This window comes from Undibacterium sp. Di27W (assembly GCF_049340345.1).
Classification (GTDB): domain Bacteria; phylum Pseudomonadota; class Gammaproteobacteria; order Burkholderiales; family Burkholderiaceae_D; genus Undibacterium.
Map to the genome: position 1 here is coordinate 171891 of NZ_JBMPOS010000008.1, position 22136 is coordinate 194026.

General features: G+C 51.4%; 20 protein-coding genes. 5 read left to right on the forward strand and 15 right to left on the reverse strand.

What is annotated here, in order from left to right; translation table 11 throughout:
• The first annotated feature begins 140 nt into the window (after positions 1–140).
• Complete coding sequence (locus ACO0LF_RS17395; RefSeq protein ID WP_423016184.1) at positions 141–470, forward strand: hypothetical protein; 330 nt, start codon at positions 141–143, stop codon at positions 468–470.
• A gap of 95 nt (positions 471–565) precedes the next feature.
• Here ACO0LF_RS17395 and pcp read toward each other — a convergent pair whose 3' ends face one another.
• From pcp to ACO0LF_RS17450, 11 genes are all read right to left on the reverse strand, one after another.
• The gene (gene pcp, locus ACO0LF_RS17400; protein WP_423016185.1) at positions 566–1216 is read right to left on the reverse strand and encodes a pyroglutamyl-peptidase I; all 651 of its coding nucleotides are present in this window, start codon (positions 1214–1216) and stop codon (positions 566–568) included.
• 18 nt (positions 1217–1234) lie between these two features.
• A complete protein-coding gene (locus ACO0LF_RS17405) occupies positions 1235–2221 on the reverse strand; it encodes a DUF979 domain-containing protein (RefSeq protein WP_423016187.1) in 987 nt (328 codons plus the stop codon).
• Positions 2218–2970 (reverse strand): DUF969 domain-containing protein, encoded by a 753-nt coding sequence (locus ACO0LF_RS17410; RefSeq protein ID WP_423016189.1) that lies wholly within the window; start codon positions 2968–2970, stop codon positions 2218–2220. Before ACO0LF_RS17410 ends, ACO0LF_RS17405 begins: the two co-directional genes overlap by 4 nt.
• 155 nt (positions 2971–3125) lie before the next feature.
• Positions 3126–4475 (reverse strand): CDP-diacylglycerol--serine O-phosphatidyltransferase, encoded by a 1350-nt coding sequence (gene pssA, locus ACO0LF_RS17415; protein WP_423016191.1) that lies wholly within the window; start codon positions 4473–4475, stop codon positions 3126–3128.
• Positions 4476–4534: 59 nt separating this feature from the next.
• A complete protein-coding gene (locus tag ACO0LF_RS17420; RefSeq protein ID WP_423016193.1) occupies positions 4535–5557 on the reverse strand; it encodes a patatin-like phospholipase family protein in 1023 nt (340 codons plus the stop codon).
• 323 nt (positions 5558–5880) lie between these two features.
• On the reverse strand, positions 5881–6489 hold the full coding sequence (locus ACO0LF_RS17425) for a methyltransferase (protein ID WP_423016195.1): 609 nt from the start codon (positions 6487–6489) through the stop codon (positions 5881–5883).
• A 13-nt stretch (positions 6490–6502) separates the two neighbouring features.
• A complete protein-coding gene (gene ubiB / locus ACO0LF_RS17430; RefSeq protein ID WP_423016197.1) occupies positions 6503–8068 on the reverse strand; it encodes a ubiquinone biosynthesis regulatory protein kinase UbiB in 1566 nt (521 codons plus the stop codon).
• A complete protein-coding gene (locus ACO0LF_RS17435; protein ID WP_423016199.1) occupies positions 8065–8637 on the reverse strand; it encodes a ubiquinone biosynthesis accessory factor UbiJ in 573 nt (190 codons plus the stop codon). Before ACO0LF_RS17435 ends, ubiB begins: the two co-directional genes overlap by 4 nt.
• Before the next feature lie 217 nt (positions 8638–8854).
• Positions 8855–9757, reverse strand: a complete 903-nt coding sequence (locus tag ACO0LF_RS17440; protein ID WP_423016201.1) for a Tim44 domain-containing protein — start codon at positions 9755–9757, stop codon at positions 8855–8857.
• A 69-nt stretch (positions 9758–9826) separates the two neighbouring features.
• Positions 9827–10561: a bifunctional demethylmenaquinone methyltransferase/2-methoxy-6-polyprenyl-1,4-benzoquinol methylase UbiE gene (gene ubiE / locus ACO0LF_RS17445; protein ID WP_423016203.1), complete on the reverse strand. Its 735-nt coding sequence runs from the start codon at positions 10559–10561 to the stop codon at positions 9827–9829.
• Between the two features lie 143 nt (positions 10562–10704).
• A complete protein-coding gene (locus tag ACO0LF_RS17450; RefSeq protein ID WP_423016205.1) occupies positions 10705–11631 on the reverse strand; it encodes a LysR family transcriptional regulator in 927 nt (308 codons plus the stop codon).
• A 131-nt stretch (positions 11632–11762) separates the two neighbouring features.
• Here ACO0LF_RS17450 and ACO0LF_RS17455 point away from each other — a divergent pair, with 131 nt between their 5' ends.
• The 4 genes from ACO0LF_RS17455 to ACO0LF_RS17470 all read left to right on the forward strand — a co-directional run bounded on the left by ACO0LF_RS17455 (position 11763) and on the right by ACO0LF_RS17470 (position 15434).
• Positions 11763–12797, forward strand: coding sequence for an NADP-dependent oxidoreductase (locus tag ACO0LF_RS17455; protein WP_423016207.1), 1035 nt, complete (start codon positions 11763–11765; stop codon positions 12795–12797).
• 4 nt (positions 12798–12801) lie between these two features.
• Positions 12802–13497: a hypothetical protein gene (locus tag ACO0LF_RS17460; RefSeq protein WP_423016209.1), complete on the forward strand. Its 696-nt coding sequence runs from the start codon at positions 12802–12804 to the stop codon at positions 13495–13497.
• A gap of 402 nt (positions 13498–13899) precedes the next feature.
• Positions 13900–14610 carry a hypothetical protein gene (locus tag ACO0LF_RS17465; RefSeq protein ID WP_423016211.1) on the forward strand — a complete coding sequence of 237 codons (711 nt, stop codon included), beginning with the start codon at positions 13900–13902 and terminating at the stop codon, positions 14608–14610.
• Positions 14607–15434, forward strand: a complete 828-nt coding sequence (locus ACO0LF_RS17470) for a DUF3037 domain-containing protein (RefSeq protein ID WP_423016213.1) — start codon at positions 14607–14609, stop codon at positions 15432–15434. The genes ACO0LF_RS17465 and ACO0LF_RS17470 overlap by 4 nt, the downstream gene beginning before the upstream one ends.
• A 1063-nt stretch (positions 15435–16497) precedes the next feature.
• Here the strand turns inward: ACO0LF_RS17470 and ACO0LF_RS17475 are convergent.
• The 4 genes from ACO0LF_RS17475 to ACO0LF_RS17490 all read right to left on the reverse strand — a co-directional run bounded on the left by ACO0LF_RS17475 (position 16498) and on the right by ACO0LF_RS17490 (position 22108).
• Positions 16498–16917 carry a gamma-butyrobetaine hydroxylase-like domain-containing protein gene (locus ACO0LF_RS17475; protein WP_162039753.1) on the reverse strand — a complete coding sequence of 140 codons (420 nt, stop codon included), beginning with the start codon at positions 16915–16917 and terminating at the stop codon, positions 16498–16500.
• Positions 16914–17339 (reverse strand): HIT family protein, encoded by a 426-nt coding sequence (locus tag ACO0LF_RS17480; protein ID WP_423016215.1) that lies wholly within the window; start codon positions 17337–17339, stop codon positions 16914–16916. Before ACO0LF_RS17480 ends, ACO0LF_RS17475 begins: the two co-directional genes overlap by 4 nt.
• On the reverse strand, positions 17339–21310 hold the full coding sequence (locus ACO0LF_RS17485; protein ID WP_423016217.1) for a DUF3683 domain-containing protein: 3972 nt from the start codon (positions 21308–21310) through the stop codon (positions 17339–17341). Before ACO0LF_RS17485 ends, ACO0LF_RS17480 begins: the two co-directional genes overlap by 1 nt.
• Positions 21311–21643: 333 nt before the next feature.
• Positions 21644–22108, reverse strand: coding sequence for a hypothetical protein (locus ACO0LF_RS17490; RefSeq protein WP_423016219.1), 465 nt, complete (start codon positions 22106–22108; stop codon positions 21644–21646).
• Between the last annotated feature and the right edge of the window lie 28 nt (positions 22109–22136).

Sequence of the window (22136 nt, forward strand, 5' to 3'; positions counted from 1 at the left end):
AGTTCGCAGATGGATTTGCAGCAGACGCTATACTTAAGTATGTACTAAGCCCTGCTTTTGTCTCTGGCACGTTCTTTGCAGTTACCATTGCCAGACTGTCGTTCTGCAAAATCCGCGCTGTAGAAAAAAGGGATATAAAAATGAAAACGAGACTGAACTTGCTGGCCAAACTGGCAATCGCCACCACCTTGCTGGCAAATGTAATGGCTGCTGGCGCTGCACCTTTGGCCGTGTCCAACCTGGATGCGCAACTGATTTCCTACTTCCGCCCTTATGCCCCGGCGGCTGAAGTGCTGGTCAAAAAAGTACAAAAAAACTTGCCCGCAGAAAAAACTGAGGCAAGCACCAAAGTTGCAGATAAAAACAAGGCTGGCAACGATACCCAGATCTGTACCGAAACCGAGTCTGACAAGGCCATGGAAGCAGAAGGCTTGCCGGGCAAGCAGTCTGGCATGCTCAAAATGCCTTAAAGGCTGTTGCAGCATTCAGAGAAGCAAGTCTGGGGGGATGGTGCGCATGGCGCACCCTACAAAATCCAGCCCCGTCTTACAATGGCCCTGGGCGCCTAGTGTGTCGCCCCACCGGCTATGCGCAAGTCCTTGTCGGTTTTCAAGACACTTTCCAATACTTTCAAGATCGCTGTCTTTAGCATCTCCAGCGGCATGCTGGCGGTGCCGGGGTGGGCCACTGCCTGTTCCGGCAAATAAGGGATGTGGATAAAACCGGCTCTTTGTATGCAGTCCAGTTTGGTTGCCATGTGCATCAGCCCATAGAACACATGGTTGCAGACAAAAGTGCCAGCAGTTTGTGAAATCGATGCCGGTATGCCGCTCAAGTGTAATTCTTGTGCTATCGCCTTGATCGGCAGGCTGCTGAAATAAGCTGCCGGGCCGCCCGGCACCACGGGCACATCGACAGGCTGGGCACCGACATTATCCGGCATGCGCGCATCATCGATATTGATGGCAATGCGTTCCAGGCTGATGTCTGCCCTGCCACCGGCCTGGCCCAGGCCTATCACGATGGCCGGTTGATGCTGCCTGAGTGCAACATCAAGTATCAACAGGGAATTCACGAACTCACAAGGCAGGCGGGCGCTGACTATCTGGTGGTTGTCACCTATCAACAAACCATCCAGCCGCTTGACCACCTCCCAGGAGGGATTACTTTGCTCGCCGCCAAAGGGATCAAATCCCGTCAGTAAGATGCGCTTCATGCCTGCCTCCATGCCCATTCAGGGAAATACAAAGTAGTGTATCAACAGGATATTACAACCCAGGACCAGTAATGCGGTAGGTATCTGCACTTTTATTACCTGATACTTGTCTTGCAGCTCCAATAAGGCGGCAGGCACGATATTGAAATTGGCGGCCATGGGTGTCATCAGGGTGCCGCAATAGCCAGAGAACATGCCTATCGCCACCAGTGCCGCCGGGTTGGCATGATGCTGGTTGATCAGGAATGGCAGGGCAATACCCGCCGTCATGACGGGAAAAGCCGCAAAAGCATTGCCCATGATCATGGTAAACAAGGCCATGCCTGTGCAATACATGATGATCAGGGTCAGGCGGCTGTCCGGGTTAATGAAGAGTTTGACGATGTCCTGTATGGATTGCCCGGTCTTGGCGGCAACAAATACGCCCCCCAGCATGGCCAGCATTTGCGGCAAGGTCAGCGCCCAGCCTATGGCATCGATCAGACGCCGCGATGCACGCACGGCTTGCAGGGGTGTGCCACGGGTGTACAGGCAGGCCAGGCCCAGCGCACAGAGACAGGCGATGCATAGCGCAGTCAGGGTCAGGTTTTTTTGATCCAGCAAAAACCATCCGGCAAATTGAAAGTCTTTCACTACCACCGTCAGCAACACCGTGACTATGGGTATGGTCAGTGCCGGGATGAAAATGCGGTTGCCCAGCTTGCCAGCGATTTGCAGACGTGCTGGCCTGTCATGATCTGTATGTTTGCCCATGCCCAGTAAATTGGCACCCGCCAGCGCGGCCATCAACAGCACTGAGATACCGACGATACGATAGGTCAGCGGCTTGCCCAGCGTTGCCAGCATGAGGTCGCCAAACAAAAAACTAAAGCCAAACAGGAACCAGAATAAGGCAGTGGTGATACGGCGCGGGTTGCTGGTATCACGCAGCGTCATGAAAGCCACCAGCATGACGATAATGCCTATGAGGTAAAGCACCAGATTGATACTGACCAGGCTATTCATGCGCTCACCACGACTTCTGTCTGCTTGGCCTGATTGACTTGATTCGCCTGATTCGTCTTCTGCCAGGCTGCAATGTCTTTGGCAATACTGGCATCCAGCCGCGACAGGCGAAACAGATGTATCACCAGGGCACATAGCGCCGTCGGCATACCCCAGATACCGATAGCCAGGGGCTCTATTCCAGTGATGCCATTTTCTTTGAGAAAAGCCGCCATCAGTAGCACGGCACCAAAGGCGATAAAGATATCCTCGCCAAAGAATAGCGCCACATTATCGCAAGCTGCGGCATGGGCAGCGATGCGGTCGCGTATGGCCGGTGGCAATTCACCATGCAAATTGCTGGCAGCCCCTTCTGCCATCGGTGACAGCAAGGGCCGCACGGTTTGCGCCTGCCCGCCCAGGCTCAGCAAACCCATGGCGGCACTGGCTTCACGTACGACGAAATACAGCATCAGGATACGCCCCGTAGTGGCGCTGCGTATGCTCGCCACCCATTGCTGGGCACGTTCACGCAAGCCATAGTGTTCCAGCAAGCCTATGATGGGCAAGATCAATAATGAACTGGTGAGTTGCCTGCTATTGAGGAATTTTTCACCAAAGGTTTCCAGCAGGCTCATGAAATCCATGCCGACGGCAAAGCCTGTGCCCAGGCCAGCGACGGTGACCACCAGCAAGGGGTTGACGCGCAGGGCAAAGCCGATGACGACCAGGGGTATGCCGATCAAGGGCAATAGTAGTTCTGCGTTCACGTTGCCTCCTGCTTGTTTTTTTATGTTGCCTGGCCGGACATATTCTCTTAACAAAACCCCTTAAGACCTCTCAACACAGAGACACGGAGACACAGAGGTAGCACAGAGGAAAGCAAAGAGAATAAGTAATGCGGCCTGGCCTTGCTGCAATTTTTTTACAATACCCTGTACGCCAGCCTGTCCAGTCGCGTACCACTAAGCCGGCCCAATAACTTGCGCACGGGATCAGGGTAATCTGTATTTTTTTCCAGTTCACGATAATGCGTGATGACCGCCGTTTTTTCCATGATGCTCTTCAATTCTTCCTGTCTTTGCAGCTGCAATTCATGCTGCGGGTCATGGATCAGCAAAGCGTTTTCCAGGTCCAGGCGGAAGGCGCGCGGGTTGAGGTTATTGCCTGTCATGAGGGCATAATCCTGGTCTATCCACATGCCTTTCAGATGATAGGTATTGTCATCATCTTTCCACAGGCGCAATTGCAATTGTCCGCTGCTGATATCTGCCTGATGGGACTTGGCAAAGCGGCGCAGATTGACTTCATACAAATAAGGCAAAGCGGCAATGACCTTGAATGGTTCTGCGGGCGGGATGAAGAAATCATTGGCCGTCTTGTCGCCAACGATGATGCAGATACGCACGCCACGCTTCAAAGCGCGGTTGATTTCACGCGTGACCGCCAGCGGAAAATTAAAGTAAGGCGTACAAATAGTGATCTGGGTCTTGCTGGCAGCCAGTAACTGGCAAATGACTTTATTGAGCGGATTATTCTTGCCCACGCCCACCAATGGCGTCACACTGAGGCTGTGCCTGTCATGTTCTTGCTCGGCCAGATTGCAGTCATAACGGGCGCTTTTCAGCTTGCTCCTGAAATGCTTGATTTCGCGCCGTATGCTGCGGGTAGCCGGTATCTCCGGCATGTCCAGCCTGTGCACGGCAGCGGCAGACAATAAGTGTTCACGAATGAATTGCACCATGCTATTGGCCAGCACTTTATTGTGGATCAGCAGATAGCGGTCATGGCGGTATTTATCCTGCTTGTGCAGGTAGACATTGTTCAGGCTGGCACCGCTGTAGATAACTTCATCATCGATGACAAAGCCCTTCAGGTGCAGCACACCAAACAATTCACGTGTCTGCACCGGTATGCCATACAGCGGTACGGTGTAGGCATGGGCCTTGCTGATTTCTTGATACCAGGCCGCATTGCCGCCGCTTTTAGCAGCACCGATCAAGCCTCGCTGCGCGCGATGCCAGTCCACCAGAACGGCAATATCGAGCTCAGGGCGGGCAGCCTTGGCGGCATACAGGGCAGCCAATATCTCTGCCCCGGCTTCATCATTTTGCAAATACAGGCTGCACAGATAAATCCTGTGCTTTGCCTGGGCAATTTTTGCCAATAGCGTGTCGCGGTAATCCGCTGCTGTGTGCAGCGTCTGTACGGCATTTGCCTGTAGCGGGATGCCGTTTAAATGCGTAAGGTCGGAAGCGGACTTGAAGAGGCGCATGTCTGTCTATGGATACCAGTGAAAACCTGACGATGGTAACACCAGCGCGGCCTCAGGCGCTAGCGAAACAGATGTGCCATCCTGAAGCTGGATGTATTGCCCAGTTGCTGGAAATGCTGCTCCAGCCAGGTTTGTGCACGGGCGCGGCCCTCAGCATGCAGGCTATGCAAAAATGCTGACTGTGCATTCATCTTGCTAAGGCTACTCAACTGGCTCATGAGTTCAGGCGCAGCAATCACATGCAAATTGAGCTTGCGCAGGCGGCGCTCCAGCCTGCCCCAGGCCAGCCAGCCTCGCTCTGCTTCGCGCTTGGCCAGCAATAAGCCCTGCAATTCAGTATGGAAGGTGGAACTGAAACCCAACTCAGTCAGGCGTTGCCAGATTTCACTGGCCGAAGAAGGCACTTGCGCGCGGGGCTGGGCATGCAGGAGGATGGCGATGATGTCGCTTGCCGCGCATTTATGCACCAGCGGAAACAGGGGTGGGTTGGCGGTTAGCCCACCATCCCAGTATGCCTCGCCCTCTATCTCCACTGCCCTGTGTATCATGGGCAAACAGGCGGAAGCCAGCAAGACATCCAGACTCATCTGGCGATTGCGGAACAGTTTCAGGGTCCCCGTGCTGACCTGCGTGGTGGCGATGAAGAGCTCAATGCCAGGCTGTTTGCGCAAGCGTTCAAAATCTATCTGCGCTGACAGAATATCGCGCAAGGGGTTGATATCAAAGGGATTGAGCTGGTTGGGTGAAAAAAAGCGTGTCCAGGAAAACAAATGCTTCATGGCAGCGGGTAATTCTGATTGCGCAGCAATATCAGCCGTCAGCGCATGCTCATCCATGATGGTGCTGAATGGAGAACTGGCAGCGACGCTATCCCAAAAATCTTTCAATGCCTGCCTGGCCCCCTCTGCCCCACCTTGCAGATAGCCATGCGCCAGCGCCACCGCATTCATGGCCCCGGCACTGGAACCGCTGATCGCCTCTATACCGACACGCCCATCTTCGAGCAATCTGTCCAGCACGCCCCAGGTCAGTGCACCATGTGATCCACCACCCTGCAATGCCAGTGTGACTGTTTTGTTCATTCTATTCCCTTTCCAGAGGCAGATGCCATGAGGGAGAGTGAAGCATGGAGGTGACCGGCTTATGACCAGGTCAATATGGGGGAGTAGTAAGCAAGGGGTGTGCCTGTGTAATATCTGTAGGTTGGGCCGGGCCTCGCTAGGCTACGGTTTACCAGCCCAACACTGGGCCTCAACAAACGTATACCTTATTCAAACGCCGAGTGTTGCGTTGGTGAAGGGCCTGCAATAAACGTATACCTTATTTAAGCGCCCAGTGTTGGGCTGGTAAACCGTAGCCCAACCTACGCCCTAGCCCAATCTACGGTGTTACAACCTACACGCTTTTACAAGCGCTGCCACACCTGCCATCGCTCCTTGTTCGCAAACACGGGGATGGAATCACTGACTGCCCGCTCTTCGAGCAACACAAAATACGGCAACATCAATTCACGGAATGCCGCGCTGTGTATGGTAAACGGTGGCCCTTTTAGCGATGCGTCTGGCGCATCATCAAAAAAGAAATAACCTGACAGCAAAGCACCTGCTGGCAAGAGTGCTGCCCAGCGCTGGACTATATCTGCCCGCATGGCAGCAGGCAGGGCGCAAAAGAAGGCGCGTTCATAAATCAGGTCCAGCGGCTGCGCTGGTGTATAGGCAAAAAAATCTGCCTCTATGACATGCTTGCCCCACTCACCTATCGCCGCCTGCGCGCTACGTACGGCAGCGGGCGAAAAATCGATGGCCACAACTGGCCAGCCCGCCTGTGCCATGAAAGCAGCTTCATAGCCATTGCCACAACCGGGAATCAGCGTGTTCATGGGCTTAGATGCAGCCTGCATGAAGGCTTGCAAATCTGCCGGGACATTGCCCTTGTCCCAGGGTGTGAAATTTTTTTCAAAGCGTTCATCCCAGAATTGCGGATGACGCGGATCACGGTTCAGGAACTCAGCCATGTTGCAATGTCTGTCAGACTTTGAAATAAAAATGCAGCAGCAATTGCGCCACCACCACACCGGAGAATAAGCCCGCACCAAAATACACGATGGTACGTAACAGGCGGTTGGTGCGTCTTTGCTCGCTTAGCAAGGCCATCAGCATTTCATCGCTATGTCCAGGCTCGGCAGCGCGTGTCAAAGCCTGGTGCGCCAGGCGTGGCAGTTGCGGGAAGATATGGCTGTAGCGCGGTGCCTCGGCCTTGAGTTTTTCTATCAGGCCACGCCAGCCCACCTGCTCGCTCATCCAGCGTTCCAGATAAGGTTTGGCGGTTTTCCACAAATCCAGGTCAGGGTCGAGCTGGCGGCCCAGGCCTTCGATATTGAGCAGAGTTTTTTGCAGCAGCACCAGTTGTGGTTGCACTTCTACATTGAAACGGCGTGAAGTCTGGAACAGGCGCAGCAAGACCTGGCCAAAGGAAATATCTTTCAGGGGGCGGTCAAAGATGGGTTCGCAACAGGCGCGTACTGCGGCTTCCAGTTCATCGACCCGGGTTTCTTTGGGTGCCCAGCCTGACTCTATATGTGCCTCGGCCACGCGTTTATAGTCGCGGCGGAAGAAGGCCAAAAAGTTTTGCGACAGATAATCCTTGTCGAAATCATTGAGGGTGCCAACGATGCCAAAGTCCAGGGCAATATAACGGCCCAGCGTTTCCGGTGCGGTTGACACGAGGATATTACCGGGATGCATATCAGCATGGAAGAAACCATCGCGAAACACCTGGGTAAAGAAAATGGTGACACCATCACGCGAGAGCTTGCCAAGGTCGACTCCAGCTTCACGCAATCTATCCAGTTGCGAAATTGGTATGCCCTGCATGCGTTCCATGACGATGACGGAAGACGAGCAATAATCCCAATGCATCTCTGGCACCATCAACAAATCCGAGTCGGCAAAATTGCGACGCAACTGGCTGCCATTGGCGGCTTCGCGCATGAGGTCAAGCTCATCATGCAGGTATTTATCGAACTCGCCGACCACCTCCTTGGCTTTGAGGCGTTTGCCATCGGCCCATAAGGCTTCCAGCCAGCCAGCAGCGATTTGCATGAGGGCGACGTCATCGTCGATGACTTCTTTCATGCCGGGACGCAGGACTTTGACAGCCACTTCGCGGCCATCTTTTAATACTGCGAAATGCACCTGGGCAATAGAGGCCGACGCGACGGGCACACGCTCAAAACTGGCGAACAACTGGTCAGGATGCGAGCCCAGGGATTTCTTGATTTGCGCGATCGCCAAATCAGGGTCGAATGAGGGTACGCGATCTTGCAGGTGTGCCAGTTCTTCGGCAATATCAAAGGGCATGAGGTCACGCCGGGTTGACAATACCTGGCCAAACTTGACGAAGATGGGGCCGAGTTCTTCGAGTGCCTTGCGCAGGCGTTCACCACGCGGTGCCGAGATGTCGCGCCAGAATATCAAGGTATCGATCAGGCGCGCCGTGCGTGGCACGGACAGGCCGGAAATCGCGATTTCATCTATGCCATATTTGATGGCGATACGTATGATTTTTGCCAGCCTCAGAAACTTCAATATCATCCGCGCATCCTTTCCAGTTTTTCGATGCGCTTGATAAGACGCTCGACATCATCCCGCGTCTTGTTGACTTCGGTACTAAAACCCTGCACAGCCTGGGGTCTGACCAGCATGGGGTTTTCTTCTAAAAAATATTCTGCCAGGTTTTCCTGCAGCTTTTGATGGGTTTCCAGCGCAGTCTGGTGCAAGGCCTTGGCAAAGCCAACCATGCGCACTGCTGCCACATCACCAAACACCTTGCTCAAGTCTTCTTCCGCTTCCCAGCGCAGGTTCTGGCTGAGATGGGAAATAGTATTGGCGAAATCGGCATCGCCTTCTATCTTGACATAAGAAAAAGCACGTTCACGGTTTTGCGCAATCAAGGGTAAGTCACCGAGTTTGACGTAGATGGTCACTTGCGCCAATTCGCTAGCGACAGCGCTTTCCAGCAAACCATCTGGCGCAACTTTCAGGCGCAACTGCATGGTTTGCAAGTCTATACAGGCAATTTTACCGGCATGCGGCAAGAGCTGGCTTCTGGCCCAGCTTTCTTGTGCCAGCAGGTGATTGATAAAGGGTGCAATGGGGATCATGATTCAAATCAGGGCTGTTGCAAAATACCTGGTCATCTCTATGCTTATGCCAGATTAGTCCTGCAAAATAAAAACCGCCCGGCAATTGCAGGGCGGTTCCAGTTTAACAGCTAATCGCGGCAAGCATCGCTGCGTAGCATCAAAACTTTAGGACTCTCACAAAATTGTCCCAGCAAGGCACTGTAACGCCGCTGGGCGGTTTTGCGTGAGTCCCTGATTACATTTGTTGAATACCGGCCAATACCCAACCACCCTGGCCATTCACAGGCTTGGACAAGTTCCAGACTTCGTTGAAGGCTTCTGCCGGTGCATTGGCAGCTTCCTTGATCATGCCTGTGAACTTGATGCTGGCCAAATGGTCAGCGCCTACAGTTTCCACGCCCAGCAAATCTGCATTCAAGGTCACCACATCAGTGACATTGGCTGATGCACCACGTTCCTGGATTTGCAATTTCAGTTCAGCGTACATTTCTGCCGACGTGAATTCACGCAGGTCATTGATGTCTGCCTTGTCCCAGGCCGCTTGCAGGCGGATGAAATAGCTTTTTGCATTGCGCAGGAAGCCTGGCACATCAAAGTCAGCCGGAATAGTCCAGGTAGGATTGACGTCCGCACTGCTTCCAGAAGATACCGGCGCATTGCTCTGGAAAGCCATGGGTTGCGGTGTCACAGGTGGAACGCCAGCAAAGGCTGGTTGATTAAAGCTACTGCCCGTGTTTTGACCATTCTTGTTACGGAACAGGCGGATCACAAAGAAAATCGCAAAGCCGATCAGGGCAAAGGTCAGCAAGCTACCCAGCATGCTGGCAGCTGCGCCACCCAGGCCAAAATGCGACAAGGCTGCACCCAGCAAGGCGCCACCGATCAAACCGCCGGCGATACCCTTCCATGGGATGCCTGGTTTAGGCGGCGCCACTGCAGGTGCCCCAACTGCAGGCGCAGGCGCCGCTGCTGGCTTGGCAGCATTAGCTGGTGACGGCGGCGTAGCCTGGCGTGACACATTATTGGATTGACGACCTATAGAGCCGCCACCACCCAGACGCTTGGCTTCTGCGTCAAACACTGTCATTGTCATCGTACTTACTACGACGAGCATGGCGATCAGAAACTTTTTCATCATTCGACTCCTGTATGTTTCAAGGTTTGCTACAAGCTTACTTACCAAGCTTACTTACTAAGCTTACTTACTTCAGTACTTGATACCGGTGTGTAAAGCGGCCACACCTGCCGTTAAATTAAAATATTGCACGCTGTCCAGCCCAGCTGTTTCCATCATCGTTTTCAGGGTTTCCTGATCAGGATGCATGCGTATCGATTCAGCCAGGTACTTATAGCTGTCAGCATCACCAGCTATCTTTTGGCCCATCCAGGGCAAGACCTTGAAAGAATACAGGTCATAAGGTTTTTGCAGGATTTCCGGCACTTTGGAAAATTCCAGCACCAGCAATTTGCCACCCGGTTTCAGTACACGCTGCATTTCTGCCAGTGCCTGATCCTTGTGTGTCATATTGCGCAAACCAAATGCCACACTCACTCTGTCAAAGTAATTATCCTGGAAAGGTAATTTTTCTGCGTCGCATAACAAGGTGGGGGTGATCAAGCCCTTATTCAAGAGGCGGTCACGGCCTACCCTGAGCATGGATTCATTAATATCCGTATGCCAGACTTCGCCGGTCTTGCCCGCCTGACGTGCAAATTCCTTGGTCAGATCACCCGTACCACCGGCAATATCGAGCACCTTGAAGCCAGGGCGCACACCCGCCTGGGCGACGGTGAAGATCTTCCATACCCTGTGCAAGCCAGCCGACATCATGTCATTCATGACATCGTATTTGGCGGCGACAGAATGAAAAACCTCAGCGACCTTATGGACCTTTTGATCTTCTTCTACGGTGGTATAACCAAAATGGGTGGTATTGCTCATGGTATCTGCCCTGTTTTCTTCAAGAATGCTGAATTATCACGGTTTTCTGGCGGCTATAGAAATTTCCACTGCCTGACATTCAGCTTCTTATGTAACGGATTGTATCTCAACCGCTGCAAGTTTCTGCACACTATGTAAAAAAATCAGTTTTCTCCTGTCAGCGCCCTGACCACGGCTTGCTGCCACTGCGCTGCATTTCTGGTATTCCAGACCAGGTGGACTTCTTCCATGCACTGAAAACCGCAGTCTGTCACCTCCAGACGCACCAGACCGGCATCGTCGAGGGCAAAATCAGGCAGATAGGCCAGCGCCTTGCCCGACCTGACCATGGCCAGCAGCAATTGCAAATCATCTATCCAGTAAGCGATGCGGCGCGGGAACTGGTCATCGCGCCAGCCATCAGAATGCTTGCCACGTTGCTTGCCGCAAAACAAGGAGCGCGCCGGGCTGACAAAATCATGGGCCAGCACCTGGGCGCTGGTGAAATTCAAACTGGTGAAATTCAAGTCTGATTTGCTGGCAGCGTCCACCAGCAAGGGATGTTGCTGCCCGGCCAGTAATTGCAGCTTTAACATACCCAGCGAGGCACTGGCCCAGTCTGCCGACCAATGCGCAGTGCGGCCATGCAAGACTTCACTGGTGACCAGGGCATGACTGGCTTCGCCCCTGGCCAGGGCTGCCAGGGCATCTTCTTCATACATGCTCAGCAAATGCATGTCTGCCGCCGGGTAAGCTGCCATGGCTTGCGCCAGTTGTTCTGCATGCCGCCAAAGCAATATGGCCGGGCCAGCCACGCGACAACTGATACTGGCATCGTCACCACGTACATCGGCCCTGGCCTGGTCAGCCATGGACAGCATATTGCGGGCAAAGTCCAGCATGCGCTGGCCGCTGGCATTCAGGCTAAGTTGCTTGGCAGAACGGTCAAACAAAACCGTATCAATGTCGCCCTCCAGCCTGCGCAAGGCCTTGGAAATGGCGGAAGGCGTCAGGTGCAACTCCAGTGCCGCTGCCCCCAGCGATGGCTGTCTTGCCACGCAGGCAAAGATTTTGAGGTCTATGAGATTCATCTTGCTCAGGCTCCCAGCTTAAATTTCCAATTTGGACATTAAAAGTGAATATATATTGCTTTACGAGACATTTTATCAGACCTAAGATGTAAGCATCTCCTCCCTCATCTACTTATCTCTCTGATATCACCATGACCAATACTGAAAATGTCGTACACCAGCAATGGATATACAGCCGCCATCCAACCGGCATAGTCAGCAATGAGCACTATGAATTGCGCAGCCAGCCTTTGGACACCTCGCTGGATCGCGACGAGGTCTTGATCGCTGCCCGCTATATCAGCGTAGACCCTTACATGCGCATCAACCAGTCGTCCAAACCGACTTATAACCCGGAACCACACCCGCTCAACACCGTGCAAGCCGCTGGCGTGGTTGGCCAGGTGCTGGCATCAAATGCCGCCAGCCTGAAAGCCGGTGACTGGGTATTTGGCATGACAGGCTGGCAAAGCCATGCGCGCGTGCATGTCAGCGCGCTGACCAGGATAGACCCGACGATTGCCCCTGTGTCCACAGCATTGGGCGTACTCGGCATGCCGGGCCGCACTGCCTGGTTCGGTCTGACAGAGGCGGGCAAGCCGCATGCGGGTGAAGTGGTCGTGGTATCTGGCGCAGCAGGGGCAGTTGGTTCACTGGTCGTGCAATTCGCAAAGCGCCACGGCGCAAAAGTATTGGGCATCGCCGGTGGCGCAGAAAAATGCGCCTGGCTGAAAGACAAGCTGGGTGCTGACTGGGCACTGGATTACAAAACCTTCAGCAACGACGAGACACTGAGCCAAGAGATACTCAAACTCACAGGCGGTGTCGATGTGTATTTCGACAATGTCGGCGGCATGGTCACCGACGCCATCCTCCCCATCATCAAACGCCGCGCCCGCATCATCATCTGCGGCCAGATCAGCCAGTACAGCGGCGGCCTGGACGTAGCAGAAATGGGCCCGCGCCTGCTGCAACACATGCTCTACCAGCGCGCCACCATACAAGGCATACTGGCGCGCGATTACCTGCACCGCATGGATGAAATGCTGGCCATCGTCTCACCCTGGGTCAAGGCGGGAGAACTGGTGTTTGAAGAAACCATCATCGACGGCTTTGAACAATTGCCAAGCGCTCTGAATTCCTTATTCACCGGCGAACACCGTGGCAAATTGCTGGTGAAGGTGTAAGCTGATGAAACGCCTGCTCTCTTTATTCGTGCTCAGCTTTTGCTGCATCTTCAGCACCCATGCAGAAAACAAACACGGCCCCACCTGGGGCGTACACGGCATGCTTTTGTTTGGCAACAGCGAAGGCATGTATGTCTCGCACCTGCCGATGTTCCATACGCCGCATGATTACCAGGTCGTACTGCAGATACGCTGCCTCGATCAAAAGCTGGATGCTGCCATCAAAACCAGGCTGGAACAAAAACTGGTCTTGTGGACCATGGAACCAGAACAATTCGAGATCGCCAGGCTGGCTGCAGACAGCAAGATGCCGCTGAAACAGTTCAAGGCCAATATCGTGCTTGGGCATTTTGAACAGGGTGGCAAAACCGAATACAAGGATGTCGCTGTAGTCGTAGAAAAAACCCTGATCTTCCGCCAGCTATCGCCGCAAATGCGCGAGAGCAGGCAGGCTGTTTATCATCAGATAGGTATTGGTACGCAACGTTTCCTGTTGAAGGAAATTGATAGCAGGCCTGATTTTGATCATGTGCTGGCGATCAATGTGCCTGCGGCTGCGGCGATGGCGGATGTCGTAGTGAAGAAAGCGGGATTGCAGGCTGCGACAGATGCGGAGTTTTTGCAGGTGTTGCAAGGCAAGGTGGATAAACGGGCTGGTGTGAAGGGGACTATTTATCTTGATCGGGCGGATTTGGAGTGATTTACCTGTTTTAGTGATCTATTACTGATATAGCACCTGTACATCTGCAAAAAGCTGAACTCGTATTCACATCGCTTTTGAAGTTGCAGGTGCTTTGCCTTTCCACAGTTCCCGTATGACAACACCATTTTTGCTGTATAGAAAATAAAATAGGAGAGCCGATGGTTGAGCCACAGATAAATTCGAGCGTCCTCCTATTGCTTCACTATTTTTACAGTGCAACAAGCAAAACTATGCTTGATTAAACGTGCGAACCAGAGAGTCGAATAGCTCATAGGTCAAGGTAGTCAGTTAAAAACATAGCTAGAAAGTTGGCCCTGCAGAACCTAGTAAATGATGTATTATATTTAATATATCTTCGGCTTTTAAAGTAAACCGTTTTAGTGCAATTTATTCACTCAAATGCAACTCAACCTTGCCCCCATACATTGTGTTCGAACAAAGCCGGCACCCAATACAGCGGATGCAGATTGCATTGCTTACTGTGCAAATACTGGATTTCCATATCTTTGCAAAAGCGCAAAATCTCAACCAAAGTTGCCAGCACGCGAGTGGATATGTACACATCTTGCTAATGCTTGTGGCTTGCCTGTTGCAGACTGTGCGCCTGTAACTATTGAAGGACGCGATGACATACTGTTCGGTTCGCGCTGGGAAGGTGGCACAGTTGATCCAACAGTAGGGTATACAATAGTGGCAAATCCTCATATTTTTAGTAAAGCATTGAGTTTTGATTTTGCCACTCAAAACGGGGATCGCCATTTAAATAATTACTTATACCAGGATGTAGAGGGCGAAATTTTGCTAAGACTTATTGATTTCAGTCGAGCATTGAATTTCGAAGGGTGGCCACCCCCTCCACTGCCAATGGACTCAAACACAAATACCTGTAGATCGTTTACAACATGGTCGATGAATTATCCATTCTTAAAAAATGACGCAGAATCTATCATTAAAAATTGGACTCAGTTACCAAATACATTGATGGACTCTATTTTTCAAACAATGCCAATAGAGTGGATGGACCAAGCAGAAAGGGACACCTTGGCAGACTGGTGGAAAAGTCAAGATAGAATTGACCGCGGCATTGAGGTTGGAAAGTACTTACCATGATTAATATAGCAAAATATTGTGTAATTCAGCTTTTGCCAAATCCTGAGCGTCATGAAGTTATTAATGTGGGATTGCTTATCTGGAATCACAATGCATGGGATATTCAAATGCTACCAGACGAGAGGAAATTGCATGCATTAAATCCTCGATATCCCGCTAACGGACTAGCCAGCGTTGCATTAACAATCAAGGAAATAACTAAAGGTTTAAATACTTTTGAACAGTGTCAGCAAGCTCTAAATAGAATTGGTAGAGGCTGTTTTTTACATAATTATATTGGTCAATTTTCTGCCGAAACGGATAAAAAATATGCGTCAGAAGTGACCTGGCTCATTGATGATTTGATCATGCCTCCGAGTACTCCAACTTTTACTGAAAAGAACAAAATTCCACAAAGTCGTCTAAAAACAAAATTAAGGCGAAAATTTCAAGAAATGAATTGGCTGAGTAAAAAATTGGCTGACATTCATAATCATAAGATAATTGAGAAATTTCCTATCGCTGCAAATCAAGGTTTATACGCTGAATTTGCTATAAAGAATGGTGCGATACATGTGACTGAAACAATCGATTTTGATGTAAGTGAAAGTAGTAAAAAACAAAAAGAGATAGAGGCTCAAGCAAAAACACTTATTCTGTCTGCGGCAAGGAAGCACTTAGGTGGGGATACACGAACTTACGTTGTTGTCTCAGGTAGCCAACGCCTTGCCGCTGGCAACTCAATCAATCTATTAAAAGATCATAATGCAGAGGTTTTTTCGCTAGAGCAGCCATCCGAAATGAATATTTATTATCAAAAAATATTATCGGCAATAAACTCCTAGAACCCGCCTTAGCGGGTTTTTCAATGCTGACTATTGCCAGCGGTGATCTGGATTTCCGAAGCAAGGAATTACGCCTACTCCAGCAGCTCTACATTGCTCGCCCTCCTCATATCGCACTACACTAAATAACAATGCCGCCACTAGCAATATCCCTACGATTGCAGACAAAATTCGCATTTTCTTCCTTTCAATATGCTTGGCACGATTGCCAGCACATCCACAATTATCAGCGAACACTGTGTTCTCACGACTTCGTATAAACAGAAGAAAATGGCGTATTTAATAAAATTCGCGGAAATTTTGTAAATTATTGTTGAGTTAATCTTCATTTAAAAACACAAGCTAATGGCTGGCTTTTCACTGTATAAACGAAAAATCTCTAGATATCCCAGTAGAATTTCTGCAAAACACTCATGTAGTCCATTCGCAAGCGGCGCGCATATTAGCATCGGTTTTGAAGTTGGGTTTGACTTTGGGCCTGCTTTTGAATTTTGCAGTTCCCATGTGTCGGCGCCGTTTGTGCGGTACAGAAAATGGAAAAAGAAGAGCCGCTGTTTGAGCCGCAGGCGAGTTTCGGATCTTCCCATTTTTTGTACTGCACAAACGGGAACCCCCTTCAGGGGGCGACGATGCCTGGGTCGCCTTCTTTTGCTTCCTTTTCTTGGCGAAAGCAAGAAAAGGGAGTAGCTGCCGGGCTACCCCCGGCCTGCAATCTTAAATAACGTATGCAGGTAGTTAAAAAGCAAACTCAGAAATATCGTTTCGTTTTTTTAGAATACGTTGATCGGAGGCTGAGTGTTGGGCTGGTGAAGCGTAGCCCAACCTACGAATTTTCCCCGGCGTGCAATCGTAAATTAACGAATGCGATCATCATAAAATCAGCTCACAAAATCTCACGATTCTGATATTAATAAACTACACGACATACTGCGAACGCCGCTAGATTCCAGCTAAAAGCACGCTGGAATGACGTTAATGTGTGTACGGCTTATCAAAAGATCGCGGTGCTGGTCTACACCAGAGACGTGAAATCTGAGAATTGAGATCTGAGATAGACGCTCACTCAATGCTTAGTCCCACAACTCCCACCACCCTTCACTGGCATGGGTGCATCCCGCCCCGTCTCCCCCGCAAACCCCGCCGCCTGCAATTTCTCCAGATATTCCTGCCAGACCTGCGCCTGGTTTTCACCCAGCCAATACAGATAATCCCAGGTAAAAATCCCCGAGCTATGCTGATCAGAAAAAATGGGCTTGATTGCATAATTGCCGACTGGCTCTATGCCAACAATGCCAACATCGCGCTTGCCGGTTTGCAGCGTCTCTTGCCCCGGCCCATGACCACGTACTTCGGCAGAGGGTGAAGACACGCGCAGTAATTCAAACGGCAGAGAAAACTCCTTGCCATCATCAAAAGCGACTTCAAGCACACGCGATTGGGTGCGGGCATTCAGGGATGTTGGTTGTGGATTGCCTATGCTCATGATGCGAAATTCGAAATAATGGTTTGCCTTAATTGCGGCAACAAGTTGCGGCGTGCGTTCAATGCCGCTTGGTCAGCATTGCCATGCGCAGCCGCCCAGATGGGGTTAGGGAAATGCGCATCATCGGTATACCGCGGTATCAGATGCCAGTGCAGATGCGGCACCATATTACCCAGGCTGGCGACGTTCATCTTGTGCGGCTGCATGACTAACCGTATGGCCGCTTCGAGCTTCCAGACGGCTTGCATGAAAACGTTTCTATCCTCTGTGGACAAGTCCGTCATTTCCTTCACATGCGTATTCCAGATGACGCGGCAAAAGCCGGGGTAGTTGGCGTCATCGACGAGGATGACGCGTAACTGGTCCGTGCTGACGAGGATATCGCCAGCACTGGCATCACATAATTCACAAACGACTGTCATTACACCAGCACCCTTTCTATACCACCGTTATTGGCTTTGGCGACATATTCCGGCATCCAGTCTGGCCCCAGAATATGTTTGGCCATTTCGACGACGATGTAGTCGGCAGTCGTGCCAGAATCTTCATCGTAGCGCGTCAAACCTTGCAGACAGGCTGGGCAGGATGTCAGTATCTTGACGTCACCAGTAAAGCCATCGGCGCGCAGTTTGTCTGCGCCCTTGTTCATTTCCTGCTCCTTGCGGAAACGTATCTGGGTAGAGATATCAGGTCGCGATACAGCCAGCGTACCTGCTTCGCCACAGCAGCGTTCATTCTTTTCTATCTTGACTGCATCAACCGTGGTGATCAGCGCATTCACCGTTTTCAGCGGGTCTTGCAATTTCATCGGTGTATGGCAAGGGTCGTGGTACATATAACGCGTGCCATTCACTGCGGCCAGCTTGACATCTTTTTCCAGCAGGAATTCATGGATGTCGATGATGCGGCAGCCAGGGAAGATCTTGTCGAATTCATAGCCCTGTATCTGGTCATAACAGGTGCCGCAAGAAACCACGACGGTCTTGATATCCAGATAGTTCAGGGTATTCGCCATGCGATGGAAGAGCACGCGGTTATCTGTGATCATCTTCTCGGCCTTGTCGAACTGGCCGGCACTGCGTTGTGGGTAACCACAGCACAGGTAACCCGGTGGCAGCACGGTTTGCACACCGACATTCCACAGCATAGCCTGGGTTGCCAGACCAACCTGTGAGAATAGTCTTTCCGAGCCACAGCCAGGGAAGTAAAACACGGCTTCAGTATCTGCTGTCGTGGTTTGCGGATTGCGGATGATGGGGACCATCTTGTCATCTTCAATATCCAGCAAGGCACGCGCCGTTTTCTTGGGCAGGTTGCCTGGCATTTTCTTGTTGATGAAGTGGATCACCTGCTCGCGTATGACAGGCTTGCCCAGGCTGGCCGGTGGTGCCTTGGTCTGCTTTTTGGCGAGCTTTTTCAATACCGTATTACCGAGGCGCTGTGCCGCCACACCCCAGCCAAAAATCACCTGGCGCGCCGCCTTGATGGTGGCCGGGTCTTTGGCGTTCAAGAAGAACATGGCGGATGCCGTACCGGGGTTGAATGACTTCTTGTCCATCTTGCGCAAGAGATTGCGCATGTTCATCGACACATCACCAAAGTCGATATCGACCGGACAGGGTGTTACGCATTTATGGCAGACCGTACAGTGGTCGGCCACATCTTCAAACTCTTCCCAGTGCTTGATGGAGATACCGCGGCGCGTCTGCTCTTCGTACAGGAACGCTTCAACCAGCAGCGAGGTGGCCAGGATTTTATTGCGTGGCGAATACAGTAAATTGGCGCGCGGCACATGGGTGGCGCAGACAGGTTTACACTTGCCGCAACGCAGGCAATCCTTGACGCTATTGGCGATTGCTCCAATATCGCTTTGCTGCATGATCAGCGACTCATGTCCCATCAGGCCAAACGAAGGCGTGTAGGCATTGCGCAGGTCGGCAGCAAAGTCTGGCAGGTTCAGCAGTTTGCCTTTGTTGAAGCGGCCTTCTGGATCGATGCGCAATTTATACGAGCGGAAATCCTTGATCTCATCTTCAGTCAAGAATTCCAGCTTGGTGATGCCTATGCCATGCTCGCCGGAGATGACACCATTCAGCGAACGGGCCAGCACCATGATGCGGGCAACGGCGTGATGCGCCACTTGCAGCATTTCATAATCGTCAGAATTGACAGGCAAGTTGGTATGTACATTGCCATCACCGGCATGCATGTGCAGGGCCACGAAGACACGGCTGCGCAAGACTTTTTTATGCACGGCCACACATTCATCAAGTATCAGCTTGAAGGCAGACCCGCTGAAAATCTGGCGCAGTTGCGCACGGATTTCTGTCTTCCAGGATACACGCACTGTCCTGTCCTGGACGATGGAAAACACGGTCACATCAGGCTGTGCTTTTAATCTCTCATCGAAGACAAATTTCAGCTTGTCCAGGCCCAGTTCCAGCAATTCCGTTTTTGCTTCGCTCAGTGGCTTGTCGAGATTATTGAGCAGATAAGTCCAGCGTGCTTCTGCTGCCTGCAGCAAGGCATTGGCTTCATTGACGCGGTCTTCCAGCAATTCTGATGCGGGGATATCATCGCCCGCAGCATCTTCACTTTTGCCCAGCGGCAGATTGCGCTTGGCGAAGAAAGCTTTCAAGGCATCCAGCAATGCCAGCTTGTTTTGTATCGATAATTCTATGTTGATGCGCTCTATGCCATCGGTGTACTCACCCATGCGGTTCAGCGGGATCACCACGTCTTCATTGATCTTGAAGGCATTGGTATGTTTGGAAATCGCTGCTGTCTTGGCGCGGTCCAGCCAGAATTTTTTGCGTGCCTCAGGGCTGACGGCCACAAAGCCTTCACCGACGCGAGTATTGGCAATACGTATGACTTCAGACGCGGCCTGGGCCACGGCGTTTTCATCATCGCCGACGATGTCGCCGAACAAGGCCATCTTGGGCAAGACGCCGCGCTTGGATTTGGTCGTATAACCAACGGCGCGCAGATAGCGTTCATCCAGATGTTCCAGACCTGCCAATATCGCGCCGCCCTTGCGGGTTTCGTTATCGAGGTAGTCCTTGATTTCAACAATGCTTGGTATCGCATCACGTGCCTGGCCAAAAAACTCCAGGCAGACGGTGCGGGCAAACTTGGGCATCTTGTGCAAGATCCAGCGTGCCGATGTAATGAGACCATCGCAACCTTCTTTTTGCACACCTGGCAAACCCGCGAGGAATTTGTCGGTCACGTCCTTGCCCAGACCTTCTTTGCGGAAGACGCGGCCCTTGATATCGAGTTGTTCAGTTTTGAAGGGCTGCTTCTCACCAGGGTGTGTCCATTCGAGCTTGAACCTGGCGATTTCCACATCATGGATTTTGCCGAGGTTATGCTCAAGCCTTGTCACTTCCAGCCAGTCACCATTAGGATCAACCATGCGCCATGAAGCCAGGTTGTCGAGCGCCGTGCCCCACAATACCGCCTTCTTGCCGCCTGCATTCATGGCGACATTGCCGCCTATGCATGAGGCTTCGGCCGAAGTTGGGTCTACGGCAAATACAAAACCGGCTTTTTCAGCAGCATCCGAGACGCGCTTGGTGACCACACCGGCACCTGAATAGATGACGGCATAATCGCGGTCTACGCCGGGCAGGCGTGTCATTTCGACTTCGCCCAGTTGTTCGAGTTTTTCTGTATTGATGACTGCCGACAAAGGCGTCAGCGGGATAGCGCCGCCGGTATAACCCGTGCCACCGCCACGCGGGATGATGGTCAGGCCCAGTTCTATACAGCTTTTGACGAGGCCAGCCATTTCATCTTCTGTGTCTGGCGTCAGCACGACAAACGGGTATTCCACACGCCAGTCGGTTGCATCAGTGACATGCGATACACGGCTCAGGCCATCGAACTTGATATTGTCTTTTGCAGTAAAACGCGCCAGCAGCCTGTTGGCTTTCTTGCGCAAATCATAAGTGTCACGGAAATCCTTGGAAAATGCCGCCACTGCCTTACGGGCGGCCTGCACCAGAATTTCTACGCTATTGCTGCGCTCTGCATCATCGTTGACGGTGCTCAGGCGGCGCTTCTCGACTTCGGCCAGCCTGTGGTTCAGCGCATCAATCAAATCCTGGCGACGGCGCGGGTTATCCAGCATGTCGTCTTGCAGATAGGGATTGCGCTGCACGACCCAGATATCACCCAGCACTTCATACAGCATGCGCGCAGATCGCCCGGTCTGGCGTTTGCCGCGCAATTGATCCAGCAATTGCCAGGCATCTTCGCCTAACAGGCGGATGACGATTTCGCGGTCAGAAAACGACGTATAGTTATAAGGAATTTCCCGCACGCGGGTCGGTGTGGCGCCTTGGGGTGCATCTGCGAGCAAGGCCTGTATCTGGGCTGGAGCATTCATCAGTGACGTGGTTGGACGGATATATAAAAGTCCATTCTAACTTATTGCGATGCACCACGCGCCAACAGCCTTGAAGTTTATACGGTAATGAATGGTGATTGTGGCAATTTTCCGAATGGAATTTGGCAAAAATAGCCAAAAATGAGGCAAAAGTGGCTAAGCTTGTAAATTCATCGCAATGCAGCTGCACAAAAGTCAGGCAGGGAGATTTGATTTACATCGTTTGTCGTATTTTACACGTGCTTGTATCAGGACTGCAGTCATTTGCTGATGAAATAGGATATCGCGCCGTTTTTTTGTCTGAGTCAGGATCAATCAACTCGTGAACAATAGCTATACTTTGTCTTCATGGGCATACCATGCACTTTGAAGATGCGTTAAATATTTTTCCAGTTCTAGCCCATGCACTGACTTTTCAGCATTCTTTATGGCAATAAAGTACGGCCCTTGCCTGCGCGGCCATTCTTGATAGAAATATTCAAGTTCAGAACTAAACCAGTTCCTGACCGCATCTGCATCTTTCATCCCATTGAATAGTGCAAGCAAATCGGCGGGACTTAAGTGAACTCTTAAAGGCTTAGTCAATTCCTGATCAGGCTCAAACAAACCTGACTCAATTTTTGACTGCTTTCTGATACGCCGACCTTCCAAGGCATAACGCAACCATATCCCAAAGAAAATCACTGACATTAATTTTTGGGGTAATGGAAATAAAAAAATATCGATTGCAGCAATAAAGAAGCCAAAAAAAATCCAAATCAATTGCCAATAAAATAGCTTTTTTTGTTTTTCATTCATTATTTTTTCAGTAAGACTTGTACTTGAT

What these genes read in the sequence shown, in the direction of transcription:
- ACO0LF_RS17395 (WP_423016184.1), top strand. Translation starts at nt 141, where the DNA reads ATGAAAACGAGACTGAACTTGCTGGCCAAACTGGCAATCGCCACCACC.
- pcp (WP_423016185.1), bottom strand. Translation starts at nt 1,216, where the DNA reads ATGAAGCGCATCTTACTGACGGGATTTGATCCCTTTGGCGGCGAGCAA.
- ACO0LF_RS17405 (WP_423016187.1), bottom strand. Translation starts at nt 2,221, where the DNA reads ATGAATAGCCTGGTCAGTATCAATCTGGTGCTTTACCTCATAGGCATT.
- pssA (WP_423016191.1), bottom strand. Translation starts at nt 4,475, where the DNA reads ATGCGCCTCTTCAAGTCCGCTTCCGACCTTACGCATTTAAACGGCATC.
- ACO0LF_RS17420 (WP_423016193.1), bottom strand. Translation starts at nt 5,557, where the DNA reads ATGAACAAAACAGTCACACTGGCATTGCAGGGTGGTGGATCACATGGT.
- ACO0LF_RS17425 (WP_423016195.1), bottom strand. Translation starts at nt 6,489, where the DNA reads ATGGCTGAGTTCCTGAACCGTGATCCGCGTCATCCGCAATTCTGGGAT.
- ubiB (WP_423016197.1), bottom strand. Translation starts at nt 8,068, where the DNA reads ATGATATTGAAGTTTCTGAGGCTGGCAAAAATCATACGTATCGCCATC.
- ACO0LF_RS17435 (WP_423016199.1), bottom strand. Translation starts at nt 8,637, where the DNA reads ATGATCCCCATTGCACCCTTTATCAATCACCTGCTGGCACAAGAAAGC.
- ACO0LF_RS17440 (WP_423016201.1), bottom strand. Translation starts at nt 9,757, where the DNA reads ATGATGAAAAAGTTTCTGATCGCCATGCTCGTCGTAGTAAGTACGATG.
- ubiE (WP_423016203.1), bottom strand. Translation starts at nt 10,561, where the DNA reads ATGAGCAATACCACCCATTTTGGTTATACCACCGTAGAAGAAGATCAA.
- ACO0LF_RS17450 (WP_423016205.1), bottom strand. Translation starts at nt 11,631, where the DNA reads ATGAATCTCATAGACCTCAAAATCTTTGCCTGCGTGGCAAGACAGCCA.
- ACO0LF_RS17455 (WP_423016207.1), top strand. Translation starts at nt 11,763, where the DNA reads ATGACCAATACTGAAAATGTCGTACACCAGCAATGGATATACAGCCGC.
- ACO0LF_RS17460 (WP_423016209.1), top strand. Translation starts at nt 12,802, where the DNA reads ATGAAACGCCTGCTCTCTTTATTCGTGCTCAGCTTTTGCTGCATCTTC.
- ACO0LF_RS17465 (WP_423016211.1), top strand. Translation starts at nt 13,900, where the DNA reads ATGCAACTCAACCTTGCCCCCATACATTGTGTTCGAACAAAGCCGGCA.
- ACO0LF_RS17470 (WP_423016213.1), top strand. Translation starts at nt 14,607, where the DNA reads ATGATTAATATAGCAAAATATTGTGTAATTCAGCTTTTGCCAAATCCT.
- ACO0LF_RS17475 (WP_162039753.1), bottom strand. Translation starts at nt 16,917, where the DNA reads ATGAGCATAGGCAATCCACAACCAACATCCCTGAATGCCCGCACCCAA.
- ACO0LF_RS17480 (WP_423016215.1), bottom strand. Translation starts at nt 17,339, where the DNA reads ATGACAGTCGTTTGTGAATTATGTGATGCCAGTGCTGGCGATATCCTC.
- ACO0LF_RS17485 (WP_423016217.1), bottom strand. Translation starts at nt 21,310, where the DNA reads ATGAATGCTCCAGCCCAGATACAGGCCTTGCTCGCAGATGCACCCCAA.
- ACO0LF_RS17490 (WP_423016219.1), bottom strand. Translation starts at nt 22,108, where the DNA reads ATGAATGAAAAACAAAAAAAGCTATTTTATTGGCAATTGATTTGGATT.